Below are 12,745 nucleotides of genomic sequence, written 5' to 3' on the forward strand. Positions count from 1 at the left end.
CGCACCGGCCATACGACCGGTACGCCTGACGGGTTGTCAGCCCTGGTCGCCGATAGGCTGTTGCTGAGCCGCTTGAATCACTTGCGGCTTAAGGATCAATACGCCCAGTGGAGGCAGTGTTAGGTTGAGCGACTGCGCCTGACCATGGCTTTCGATGGCCTCGGCGTATACGCCCCCGCCATTACCCATGTTGGAGCCTGCATAGAGTTCCGCATCACTGTTGAACGCTTCTGTCCAGTAACCTTCCATGGGAACCCCAATCCGGTACTCTTCGCGCGGCACGGGCGTGAGGTTGGCCACTACCAGTAGCGGTTCCCCTTCACGGCTCCAGCGCATCCAAGCGAACACGCTATTGACCGCATCATCGCCAATCACCCACTGGAAGCCAGCAGGCACGCAGTCTTGTTCGTGCAACGCAGGCTCTTCGCGGTACAGGCGGTTGAGGTCGGTAATCACCTGCTGCAACCCTTGGTGCTCCGAATACTGCGTGAGGTACCAGTCCAGCTGGTGGTCGTGGTTCCACTCGCGGAACTGCCCGAACTCACAGCCCATGAACAACAGCTTTTTGCCTGGATGCGTCCACATGAAGGCTAGGTACGCCCGCAGGTTGGCAAACTTCTGCCAGCGATCCCCCGGCATCTTATCAATAAGCGATTTTTTGCCATGCACCACTTCGTCGTGAGAAATGGGCAATACGAAGCGCTCGGAGAACGCGTATACCAAGCCGAAGCTCAGCTCATTATGGTGATGCTGACGGTGGATCGGGTCGTTCTGGACATAATTCAGGGTGTCGTGCATCCACCCCATGTTCCACTTGTAAGAAAAGCCCAGCCCGCCCTCTTGGGTCGGATGGCTCACGCCTGGCCATGAAGTGGACTCCTCGGCAATCACCAGAGCACCTGGCGTCTCGTGGGCTACCACGTCGTTGAGGTGGCGCAAGAACTCGATGGCCTCAAGGTTTTCACGGCCGCCGTAACGGTTAGGCACCCACTCGCCCGCCTTGCGGGAGTAGTCGCGATACAGCATCGAGGCGACCGCATCCACACGCAGGCCGTCGATGTGGTAATGCTTGAGCCAATGCAACGCCGACGCAATCATGAAGCCGTGCACTTCGGTGCGGCCCAAGTTGTAGATCAAGGTGTTCCAATCCTGGTGGAAGCCTTCCAGCGGATTGTCGTACTCATACAAGGCCGTGCCGTCGAAGCGCGCCAAGCCGTGGGTGTCGGTCGGGAAGTGAGCCGGGACCCAGTCGAGGATTACACCGATCTCAGCCTGGTGGCAGGCATCGATGAAAGCCGCGAATTCATCAGGCTCGCCGTAGCGCGCCGACGGCGCGAACTGGGACAGCAACTGGTAGCCCCATGAACCGCCGAACGGGTGCTCCATCACCGGCATCAGTTCGATGTGGGTAAAGCCCAGCTGCTTGATATAGGGGATCAGCCGGTCAGCCAACTCGCCCCAGTTGTAGTGGCGGCTAAAGTCACCGGCTTCGTCGGTTTCGACCATCCAGGAGCCTGCATGCAGCTCGTAGATCGACAGCGGCTTGTCTATCCCTGACCGGGCTTGCCGGCTTTCCATCCACTGCTGGTCGTTCCACGCGTGCGATAGCCGATTGGCCACCCGCGACCCCGTGGCCGGCGGTAGCTCGGTCCAGCGCGCCAGCGGGTCCGCCTTGAGCGGCAGTACCCCGTGCTGGCCCAGCACTTCGTACTTGTAGATTTCACCTGCATTCAAGCCTGGGATGAATATCTCCCATACGCCGCTTGGGTGACGCATGCGCATCAGGTGGCGGCGGCCATCCCAACCGTTGAAGGGACCCACGACCGAGACCCGACGGGCATTAGGTGCCCATACCGAAAAACGCACACCCTGGACGTCGCCAACGGTAATCACCTGCGAGCCCATGGCATCGCTAAGGTTGCGGTGGTTGCCTTCAGCAAAGAGGTACAGGTCCATCTCCCCCAACTGCTGATCAAAGCTGTACGGGTCTTGAATAACCTGAACGCCTGCAGCCCACTGGATTCTAAGGCGATAGCCACGCGTATCGTCGATATGGCCCGTGAAGAACCCCGGTACGGTGGGGTGCTCCTCCAGAGGGGTAATTACCGTATCGTCGCCGTGCTCCACCAGCTCAACGCGCATGGCAAGCGGCAGGTAAGCGCGCACATAACGCCCCCCTTTACCGTCGCCATGCGGCCCTAGTATGGCGAACGGGTCATGATGCTCGGCGCGTACCAGTGCCTGTATATCCGCCTCAGGCGGAAAGCTCTGGGCTAAGCCCTGTGCCTGTTGCCAAGTCATGTATTGTCTCCGGTAGTAGCCAGCAGCCCGAACAAGCCATGCAACGGCACGGCAAGCCAACTCGGGCGGTTCTCGGCTTCATAAGCGATTTCGTAGGCAGCCTTTTCAAGGCTGAACAGTTGAAGTGCGGCCCGCTCCCCTTCTGGGTTCTCCCATGCATGAGAGAGCGTAGCGCTGGCAAGCCCGTAGGCTTCGATGAACGCCTGGCGCGCATCGGCAAGGTAACGGTCAGCGACGCGTTGACGGGCCTCGCCAGCTTGACTGGACGTGTCCACCGCCTGCGCGCTGCGTACGGCCATGGCGGCCGCGTAATCGAATGAGCGCAGTACACCGCTCACGTCTTTGTAGGGGCTGTACTTGCCTCGACGCTCTTCTAGCGGCCGCGCAGGCTCGCCTTCGAAGTCGATCAAGTAGGCATCGCCCCCCACCACCAGAACCTGACCCAAATGCAGGTCGCCGTGGACCCGCATCAGCAGGCCACCCACTGCCGCGCGGCTGAGCGCCGACACCTGCTCGAGCAGGGCGTCGCGCTGGCCAAGCAGTTCGGCCACCTTAGGTTTAGCGTCATCCGTGAAGCTGTCCTTGTGTAAGTCCAATAGACGCAGCGCGTGTTCGACCTGCGTGATCACGCTTTTGCTCCATGCTTCGGCGTCTTTTTCGTCACTGACCCGCGAAGCGAAGTCTGGATTCTGGGTATCACTGGCCAACGCGACGTGCATTTCACCCAACCGCTGCCCCAACATCGCGGCAAAGGCTTTGAGTTCTTCCAGCGCATTGTAGTGCTGCGCCAGCTCGGAGCGGGCCGCGTCCAGGTCATCCCGTACCGCGCGCTCCAGGTTGTTCTGGGTCCACTCCCAAGCATCGCCCTGGTTGTTGAGATACCCCTGCGCAATCATCAGCAGGTGAGGCGTGCCAGCCTCGTCTACCCTGACCACCGAGCCCATCAGCGGCGAGATATTCTGATAACCCGCTTCGGTCAGGAAGGCGCCCATCTCCAGTTCAGGGTGAATGCCGCCACTGACCTTGCGGATCATCTTGAGCACCATGCTGCCGTCAATCACTACCGAGCTGTTGGACTGCTCGGCCGACAAGTAACGGATCGCCGGCTCGTCAGGTACGTTGAGCGCCTCCATTTGCGCCGTGTGGGTAAAGTGCAACGCCCCTTCAGCGCAGGGCAACACACTATCGGCCTTGAGGCCCTTTACCACTTCTCGAATAAAGCTTTCGAGCACAAAAGCATCGGTCAACAAGCCGACCTTGTTGTTGCGGCGCACCCGGCTGAGCGCGAGTTGCTGAGGCAATGCGCTGCTGATGAGTTCTTCAGGCAAGAACCCGAACGGGAACTGATAACGGCTCGTTAAGCCCCCGCTGACCACTTCGATTTCGCTGAGCAGCACCGGCATTGGCAACTTGGCGAAACGCACGCCGTACGCCAGTTTGATGCTGTCGATAGCAGTGCCCTTGCCACCGAACCAGCGCCGCTTGGGCAGGTACTGGGGCAAGGTGGTGTCCTGAATGGTCGCCCGAGCAGGGCCGTCAAGCAGCTCTTCAAGGCTTTTCTTCAAAACCAGCGTTTCTAAATCAGGCATAGGTTGTGCGGCCTCCACGTGCCAGCTTGGCATCTGGTTCTCTGGCGCGAGCAGGAACCAATAGAACCCATAAGGGGGCAGAGTCAGCAGGAACGGCAACTGACCTATAGGGGGAAAAGCGTTGCCACCAAGCATCTCCACCGGGACCATGCCAGCATAAGGCGCCAGCTCTAGCTCTGCTGCCTGCGCAACCCTGGAAACGTTGGCCACGCACAGAATGTGCTCAGTGCGCCCATCGGCATCGGTGTATTCACGCAGGTAGGCAAGGATCCGCCGGTTGCTGGGGGTCAGCATGTGCAGCGAGCCACGCCCAAACGCTTGTTGCTGCTTGCGCACTGCCAGCAGTCGCCGTGTCCAGTTCAGTAGCGAATGCGGGTCGCTGGCTTGGGTTTCAACGTTTACCGCCTGATAGCCGTACAGCGGGTCTTGGATAGGCGGCAATACCAGGCTGGCAGGGTTGGCGCGCGAGAAGCCGCCGTTGCGGTCAACGGACCACTGCATGGGGGTGCGTACACCGTCTCGGTCACCCAGATAGATGTTGTCGCCCATGCCGATCTCGTCCCCGTAATACAGGGTGGGCGTACCAGGCATGGACAGCAGCAAACTGTTGAGCAGCTCAATGCGCCGACGGTCTCGCTCTAATAATGGCGCCAGGCGTCGACGAATGCCTAAGTTGATGCGCGCCCGGCGGTCTGCAGCGTAGTGATTCCACAGGTAATCGCGCTCACGGTCCGTGACCATTTCAAGGGTCAGTTCATCGTGATTACGCAAGAAAATCGCCCACTGGCAGTTCGGTGGGATCTCCGGCGTTTGCCGCAGAATATCTGTAATCGGAAAGCGATCTTCCTGCGCCAGCGCCATGTACATGCGGGGCATCAACGGGAAGTGGAAGGCCATGTGGCATTCGTCCCCGTTATCGCCCTTACGGTCACCGAAGTAGAGCTGGGTATCCTCAGGCCACTGGTTAGCCTCAGCCAGCAACATGCGGTCGGGGTAATTGGCGTCGATTTCTGCGCGGATGGCCTTGAGTACCTGGTGCGTCTCCGGCAGGTTCTCGTTATTGGTGCCATCCCGTTCGATCAGGTAAGGAATAGCATCCAGGCGCAGACCGTCAATGCCCAAGTCCAGCCAATACCGCATCACATCGAGAACCGCCTTCATCACCTGGGGGTTGTCGAAGTTCAAGTCAGGCTGGTGCGAATAAAACCGGTGCCAGAAGTACTGCCCCGCCACCGGGTCCCACGTCCAGTTGGACTTTTCCGTGTCCAGGAAAATAATCCGGGTGCCGTCATAAGTCTTGTCGTCGTCGGACCAGACGTAAAAGTCCCGTGCCTTGGAGCCCTTTTTGGCGCGCCGTGCACGTTGGAACCACGGATGCTGGTCTGAGGTGTGGTTGATGACCAACTCAGTGATGATGCGCAGGTTGCGTTTATGCGCCTCGGCGATGAACCGACGCACGTCGGCCATGGTGCCGTAGTCGGGGTGCACCGCCTTGTATTCGGAAATATCGTAGCCGTCATCACGCCGGGGCGAGGGGTAGAACGGCAACAGCCAAATGGTGTTCACCCCCAGCTCGGCAATGTAGTCCAGCTTGCTGATCAGGCCTGGGAAGTCGCCAATGCCATCATTGTTGGAATCCTGGAACGACTTCACATGCACTTGGTAAATTACCGCATCCTTGTACCAGAGCGGGTCATTCAAAAACGCTTCGCGGGGGTGCTTGGCCATGTAAGGGCTTCCGTTAAAGTGAAGGCTTCTCCAAGCGCCAGATACCGAACGGCATGTGAGGCTCGAGGCGAGTCCGTTGAGTCTTGCCATGCCACGTCCAACGGTGGCCAGTCATTAAGTCCTCGCCGTTGACCGAAGCATTGTCATCCAGGCCCAACTCCCATAGCGGCAGCTCGAACTGCGCTTCCTGTACGTTATTAGGGTCCAGGTTGATCGCGATCAAGATAAAGTTTTTCTTGTCCGGGGTACGCTTGCCGAAATACAGAATGTTGTCGTTGTAGGCGTTGTAGAACGCGGTGCCCAGGTGGGTGTGCAACGCAGGGTTCTGCCGACGAATCCGGTTAAGTTGTGCAATTTCGGCAATGATGTTTCCAGGCTGGGTAAAGTCCCTCACGCGGATTTCGTACTTCTCCGAATCCAGGTATTCCTCTTTGCCCGGTATGGGCGCCGACTCGCACAACTCAAAGCCTGAGTACATGCCCCAGAGCCCCGACCCCATGGTGGCCAGTGCCGCTCGAATCAAAAAGCCCGGCCGGCCGCTGTCGTGCAGGAAGAACGGGTTGATGTCTGGGGTATTGACGAAGAAGTTCGGCCGGTAGCACAACGACCACGGCGGCTGATTCAGCTCAGTGAAATACTGCTCAAGCTCAGCCTTGGAGTTGCGCCAAGTGAAGTAGGTGTAACTCTGGCTGTACCCGACTTTGCCCAAGCGCGCCATCATCGCAGGCTTGGTAAAGGCTTCGGCCAGGAACATCACGTCAGGGTCGCGGCTGCGAATCTCTTCGATCATCCATTGCCAGAACGGCAACGGCTTGGTGTGTGGGTTGTCCACACGGAAAATCTTCACACCTTCCTGCACCCAACCCCAGACCACTTCACACAGCTCGGTCCAGAGTGCGGGCACGGCGTCAGCGGCATAAAAATCGACGTTGACGATGTCCTGGTATTTCTTTGGCGGGTTTTCGGCATAGCGAATGGTGCCGTCCGGGCGCCACGAGAACCAACCGGGGTGCTGCTGCAACCACGGGTGGTCCTGCGAGCACTGAATCGCGAAATCCAAAGCGATTTCAAGCCCGTGGTCCGCTGCAGCCTTCACCAGGTGGCGGAAGTCTTCTCGGGTGCCCAACTGGGGGTGAATGGCCTCGTGACCGCCCTCAGGGCTGCCGATGGCATAGGGGCTGCCCACGTCATCGGGGCCCGCATCCAGCGTGTTGTTACGGCCTTTGCGGTGTGCCCGGCCGATGGGGTGGATGGGCGTGAAATACAGCACGTCAAAGCCCATGTCGCGGATCATTGGCAACCGGGTATGCACGTCATTGAAGGTGCCGTGCCGGTTAGGGTCATCCGTGATAGAGCGTGGGAACAGCTCGTACCAACTGGCGAATTCAGCCAGGGTACGCTCGACCTCTACCGGGTATTCAGGGCTGCGGCTCAGGAACGGCCGGTTATCTGCCTCATGCATGGCCTGGGCGGTATTGGCTTCAAGCAGCAGGCCTACCTTTTGCTCGCTCTCCAGGTCGCCGAGCCGATCATGCAACTGCTGCAAACGGTGGCGCAGATCGCCTTCGCTGCGCTCGACAGCATGGGCCAGGTGCAAACGCCCTTCTTCAAGTTCCAGCTCGATGTTCACACCCGCGCCGTATTTTTTGCCCAGCTCGTAGCAGTAGCTGGCGAAATCATCGCGCCAGGCTTCGATCATAAAGCTGTGACGCGCTACCTCGTCGAACGCCACCTGCGCCTGCCAACTGTCATTGCCCAGTTCAACCATAGGCGTCTCTTGCCAGGCATCGCTGCCCAGCTTGTGCCAGCGCAGCATCACGGCAAGCTTGTCATGACCGTCGGTGAACACCTTGGCGTCCACGGTAATTACGCGGCCAGGCAGCGACTTGATAGGCCAAGCGCCGCCGTCCAGTACCGGTGACACGTCTTCGATAGCGATGCGCGGCAACATGAGCGCGTCCGCGATGCTCACGCGGTGCCCGAGGCGTTGGCCTTGAGCTGCGCCGGGCCCTGTTTCAAAGGTTTGTTCCACCGTCATTGACCGTTGCTCCCGTACGCCCCTTAGGCGCTGTGCAGTGAGTTATGACTGCCGAAGCCGACCGGCCTCGACCTTTGAATTCGGAGGCTGAGAGAAAATGAAAGTTCAAGCGGCGTGCGCCCGTCGCGTCATTGCGCAACAAATGTTGCGTTACGCCTCAATACGCGGTCTGCTGGCCTCTCTTCTCACATGGAGCACTGATATGTCATTGCCATTGCCTGAGCCGCTGGACATTCCTGACCCCAATATCGACGAACCGCCACTGTCACCACCGGTGCCCGAACAGGACCCGGACAACAGCCCGCTGCCGCCGGGTGGCGACCCTACCGTAGGCGACCCGCCAGCCCAGAGCCCCCCGGTGCAGGCGTAACGCGTTATACGCCTTGTGTATAGTTGTACCCATCACGAACCAAGCGGTTTGGATCCTGTCTCACGTTTACGGCCTGCGGTTAAGCAAAAACGCAGGCCTACGCTGCAGCGATGCCCGTTGTAGCATGCACGTTCGCCTGTCACGATCACGCCATCCCAGCAACAACTGCGTGCGCGGCAGGCCCGCCTTAACAATAAGCAGGGACTTCGCTAAATGTCTGCACAGGCTATGTCTGCCCACGGCCAGGACGCCGCGTTTCACACCGACCTCGTGCTCAGCGAGGTACGCAATCATGTGGGTTACCTCACGCTCAATCGGCCTTCGGGCATCAATGCCTTGACCTTGACCATGGTCCGCGAATTGCGTGCACGGCTGGCCGCCTGGGCGCTGGATGACGAGGTGCTGGTGGTCGTATTGCGTGGCGAAGGCAGTAAGGGGTTCTGTGCCGGGGGCGATGTCCGTGCCTTGTGCGAGAGCTACCAGCGTAACGACACCCTGCATAAAACCTTCTTCGCTGAAGAGTACGACCTCGACCTCGCCCTGCACCAGTTCCGCAAACCCGTGGTTGCGCTGATGGATGGGTTTACCTTGGGCGGCGGCCTGGGCCTGGCGCAAGGCGCCGAGCTGCGTGTGGTCACCGAGCGCAGTTGGCTGGGTATGCCCGAGACCGCAATCGGGTTTTTCCCCGATGTAGGCGCCAGTTATTTTCTCTCCCGGCTACCAGGGGCCATTGGCCTGTACCTGGGTATCACGGGCGCTCGCATCCAGGCTGCCGATGCCTTGTACTGCGGCCTGGCGGACTGGTTCGTGGAGCACGAGCGGCTGGCACAGTTCGAAGAGCGCCTGGACCGGGTGCAGTGGTCTGCCATGCCACTCAAGGACGTTCAGAACCTATTGGCAAGGCTCGGCGTGCAGGTGTTGCCCAACCCCCCGCTGGACCGCCTACGCCCGGCCATCGATCATTTTTTCAACCAGCCTGAAGTACCCAGCATCATCGACCAGCTACGTCAGGTAAACGTGGCTGACAGCCGAGAATGGGCGGTGCGTACGGCCGATGACATGGCCCAGCGCTCTCCCTTGGCGATGGCAGTTACGCGCGAGATGCTGCTGTTCGGGCGGCAGATGAACCTGGACGGCTGTTTCCACATGGAATTGCACTTGGCCAACCAGTGGTTCGACCGGGGCGACCTGGTCGAGGGTGTACGCGCATTACTGATTGAAAAGGACAAGCGGCCGTGCTGGAAGCCAGCACCAGGCCCACGACAATTACAAGAACTATTCGAAGGCCTGTAACCCAGGGCTGCCCGTGCGGGCGCTCCGGGTGTCAGGCCAGCCAGGGAGTGACAGATGCAAGACCTTGAACTGAGCGAAGAGCAGGTCATGTTCCGCGACATGGCCCGCCAATTTGCCCAAGCGCAGATAGCGCCCCACGCCCAGACGTGGGAAAAGGCCGGCTGGATCGATGACCAGGTTGTTGCACAGATGGGTGAGCTGGGGCTATTGGGCATGGTCGTGCCTGACCAGTGGGGCGGCAGCTACCTGGATTACGTGGCCTATGCCTTGGCTGTCGAGGAAATCTCCGCCGCCGATGCGGCTGTCGGCGCCTTGATGAGCGTGCATAACTCTGTAGGGTGTGGGCCAGTACTCAAATTCGGCACGCCTGCTCAGCAAGATGCCTGGCTACCGCGCCTGGCCAGCGGCCAAGCCATCGGCTGCTTCTGCCTCACCGAGCCTCAAGCCGGCTCTGAAGCCCACAACTTGCGCACCCGCGCCGAGCGCCAGGGGGATGAGTGGGTTATCAATGGCGCTAAGCAGTTTGTCACCAACGGGCGCCGGGCCGAACTGGCCATTGTGTTTGCCGTGACCGACCCTGAGCTGGGTAAAAAAGGGCTGTCGGCCTTTTTAGTGCCCACCAGCACCCCTGGCTTCATCGTCGACCGCAGTGAGCACAAGCTGGGCATCCGGGCCTCGGACACCTGCGCGATTACCCTCAGCGGCTGCCGTGTGCCTGCCGGTAACCTGCTCGGTGAGCAAGGCAAAGGCTTGAGCATCGCGTTGTCGAACCTTGAAGGTGGCCGCATCGGCATCGGTGCACAAGCAGTAGGCACCGCGCGCGCTGCGCTGGAAGCCGCGTTGCGCTACGGCATTGACCGGGTGCAGTTCGGTCACTCCATTGTCGAGCACCAAAGCGTGGCCAATCTGCTGGCCGACATGCACACCAAGGTCAATGCAGCGCGCCTGCTGGTGCTACACGCAGCGCGCTTGCGCAGTGCCGGCCTGCCCTGCCTGTCGGAGGCTTCACAAGCAAAGCTATTCGCCTCGGAAATGGCCGAATGGGTGTGCTCCAAGGCGATTCAAATCCATGGGGGCTATGGCTACCTTGAGGATTACCCGGTAGAGAAGTATTACCGCGATGCGCGAATCACTCAGATCTATGAGGGTTCCAGCGAGATACAACGCATGCTCATCGCCCGAGAGATGGTCAGGAATGGTCTATAGGCGCGATCAAAAACCCCGGAACCCTGTTTGACCAACCCCAGGTTCGTGGGCTCCAGATGCAAAAACGCCGCTGCACCCTTCGGCTCTGCGGCGTTTCAGCTGTGCGTGTTAGATCTTGCGATCAGTCACGGGTGCATTTAACGGGGCGGTAGTGGCGGTGGTAGCACGTTCGGCGTGCTCGGTTGCTACGTCCACATCTGTACGGCGCACGGTGTCATGGATGGTCTCGGTACGATCACTCGCTTCGGTACCCACGCGTACTTCCTCAACAACTCGCGCGTTCTTGGCAACTACGGCTTCTTCCGCAGTCTCGGTAATCTCGATGCTGCCGTCTTTAAAGGCAGCCAAGTCTGCTGCGGTGGCTTCACGGTTTACCGCGGTGCGTTCGATCTTGGCATGCTCTTCATGCAGTTTAACGGACTCCTGCACAGGTCGTTCGGTTACGTGGGTGACAACCCGCACTTTGCCTGTGTTGAATTGGCGCTTACCAACTTTCAGCTCTTCCTCGATCACCGGAATGGCGGTAGTACCAGAAGCAAGTGCGTTATCACCGGAAGTTAATGGAGCAGTCGCCGAGGGGTGAGCACCACCCCCTACGTGATCGCCTGCCAAATGGGTAACACCGGAGGCTGCGCCATTGCCATCAGCCCAGGTAGTAGAGCGCTCATCGATATCGATGGCATTGCTGCTTTCCAGTACATCCTGAACGCGGTCCAATTCTTCATCGGTGGCAACGGTCACGGTGAGCAGAGTGGCACCACGGTTATAGGCTTCTGGGTAAGCCGAGGCGTATTGGTGTAGCTCGTCTTTATCATCCCCGCCAAACAGAGAGCTAAAGAAATGGCTGACTTTCTCGCCAAGCGACTCCCCGTGGTGGGTGACGCCATGGTGGTCAGTGCTGTGGTCGGAGGTCGCACCAACGGTGGTGGTGTGGCCGGTCACTGCGGCGTCCTGCGAGGACATTTTGATAGCGCTCTGATCGATGTTGAGGCCTATCAAAGCGTCTTTCGCACTTTGCGCTTCGGTCATCGAGTCAAAAGCGGCAACTAGTGTATGGTTCATATGTACCTCATAAATCAAGCTGGGAGAGGTTGTAAAAAGGCAGGCTAAATTATCGACCCTGCCCTTCCGGGATATTTTTGAGATCAGTTCTGTTAACCACCAGCCGCTCTTTCTTGAGGCTTACGGGCTGGCTAAATAGTTCCTCGCTTACCACCTGGCGAATATGCAACTCTTCCTTGAGGATCAGCCGCTTTTCTACGACCAGCACTTCTTCCAAAACCGGAATGATTGTAACGCCGTTTTCAATACGCACCTGAGGCGGCTGAGCGGCATCGACCTCTTTGCCTATCGCTACCCGCTCTACTAAAGCACTTTCCGAACGAAGACTTTCAGTAACGATGTAATCGTGAACCTCGACTGCCTTTTCAATCTTAACGATACCTGTGCGTACCGTGCGTTTACTGACGCTCAACTGCTCTTCTATCACAGGTATTGAATCGTGAGCTTGCTTTGAATCAGGGGTATCCATCACTACGCCTTTGAGAAGTGCATTCCTCTGCTGCTATCTACTGGAGTAAGCGAAAGCGGCCTGAGTTCAACTTAATGCCAACCGAACGGCAATGGCGGACGAACGGTTAATTCTTGAATGAAAATTTCACACCTCAACCAGTATCAAGCAGCATTAGCTGCTGTTCTTAGCTCCGGGCTAATCAGATGCTTAACCAAAAATCTGAAACTTCAAGGCAGTTTGTCACTGGCCGGGCTTCAAGCAGGCAGATTGTAAATCCCTTTTCAAAGATGACCGCTCGTCACTTACAGGGCACCTTAAGCGCAGCGCTCTGCCCAAGTTAAGGTAATCCCCACCTTGCGGAGCATTACCCATGAACACAAAAATCCTCACCGGCCTGGTACTGGCCGGCTTGCTTGGCGCCACCTCGCTGACCAGCCTGGCGGCAAACTCCACGAACACCACCGCACCCTCTAGCGGTAACTCCACCAACCCGGCCCCTACCGGCGGCGGTAACGGCAGTGACGCGGCAGGTATGGGTCAAAGTACGCCTGGCACCGGCACGGGCGGCATGAGCAATGGCACTGGCGGCGGTGGCGCTGACGGTGGCGGCTCGGGTGACGGCGGTGGCGGGGCTGGCGGTGGCGGCGGCTCAGGTGGCAGTGGCGGTGGCTCGGGCAAATAACCCCCTGCTACGCCTCAGGCCGGCC

The 12,745-nt window shown here is 59.0% G+C and carries 9 protein-coding genes; 4 read left to right on the forward strand and 5 right to left on the reverse strand.

Translation table 11 applies throughout. The features are described from left to right. Window positions 1-36 precede the first annotated feature (36 nt). From glgB to AC4LE2_RS12385, 3 genes are read right to left on the reverse strand one after another with little or no spacing between them, the layout of a single operon-like run. Entirely contained in the window at window positions 37-2,301 is a 2,265-nt protein-coding gene (glgB, locus tag AC4LE2_RS12375) for a 1,4-alpha-glucan branching protein GlgB (RefSeq protein ID WP_491826043.1), read from the reverse strand. After that, window positions 2,298-5,618 (reverse strand): maltose alpha-D-glucosyltransferase, encoded by a 3,321-nt coding sequence (gene treS, locus AC4LE2_RS12380; RefSeq protein WP_491826044.1) that lies wholly within the window; start codon window positions 5,616-5,618, stop codon window positions 2,298-2,300. Before treS ends, glgB begins: the two co-directional genes overlap by 4 nt. 13 nt (window positions 5,619-5,631) lie before the next feature. After that, entirely contained in the window at window positions 5,632-7,569 is a 1,938-nt protein-coding gene (locus AC4LE2_RS12385; RefSeq protein ID WP_491828124.1) for an alpha-1,4-glucan--maltose-1-phosphate maltosyltransferase, read from the reverse strand. A 289-nt stretch (window positions 7,570-7,858) separates the two neighbouring features. Between AC4LE2_RS12385 and AC4LE2_RS12390 the strand changes: the two genes are divergently transcribed. The 3 genes from AC4LE2_RS12390 to AC4LE2_RS12400 all read left to right on the forward strand — a co-directional run bounded on the left by AC4LE2_RS12390 (window position 7,859) and on the right by AC4LE2_RS12400 (window position 10,525). Beyond that, entirely contained in the window at window positions 7,859-8,026 is a 168-nt protein-coding gene (locus AC4LE2_RS12390) for a hypothetical protein (protein ID WP_491826045.1), read from the forward strand. 213 nt (window positions 8,027-8,239) lie between these two features. Further along, window positions 8,240-9,319: an enoyl-CoA hydratase/isomerase family protein gene (locus AC4LE2_RS12395; protein WP_491826046.1), complete on the forward strand. Its 1,080-nt coding sequence runs from the start codon at window positions 8,240-8,242 to the stop codon at window positions 9,317-9,319. 54 nt (window positions 9,320-9,373) lie between these two features. Next, complete coding sequence (locus tag AC4LE2_RS12400; RefSeq protein WP_491826047.1) at window positions 9,374-10,525, forward strand: acyl-CoA dehydrogenase family protein; 1,152 nt, start codon at window positions 9,374-9,376, stop codon at window positions 10,523-10,525. A gap of 108 nt (window positions 10,526-10,633) precedes the next feature. Here AC4LE2_RS12400 and AC4LE2_RS12405 read toward each other — a convergent pair whose 3' ends face one another. Continuing rightward, window positions 10,634-11,587 carry a YsnF/AvaK domain-containing protein gene (locus tag AC4LE2_RS12405; protein WP_491826048.1) on the reverse strand — a complete coding sequence of 318 codons (954 nt, stop codon included), beginning with the start codon at window positions 11,585-11,587 and terminating at the stop codon, window positions 10,634-10,636. Between the two features lie 49 nt (window positions 11,588-11,636). Further along, a complete protein-coding gene (locus tag AC4LE2_RS12410; protein WP_491826049.1) occupies window positions 11,637-12,056 on the reverse strand; it encodes a YsnF/AvaK domain-containing protein in 420 nt (139 codons plus the stop codon). A 352-nt stretch (window positions 12,057-12,408) separates the two neighbouring features. Here AC4LE2_RS12410 and AC4LE2_RS12415 point away from each other — a divergent pair, with 352 nt between their 5' ends. Then, complete coding sequence (locus tag AC4LE2_RS12415) at window positions 12,409-12,720, forward strand: hypothetical protein (RefSeq protein ID WP_491826050.1); 312 nt, start codon at window positions 12,409-12,411, stop codon at window positions 12,718-12,720. Window positions 12,721-12,745 lie beyond the last annotated feature (25 nt).

It is taken from the genome of Pseudomonas sp. 9.3L, from assembly GCF_058536285.1.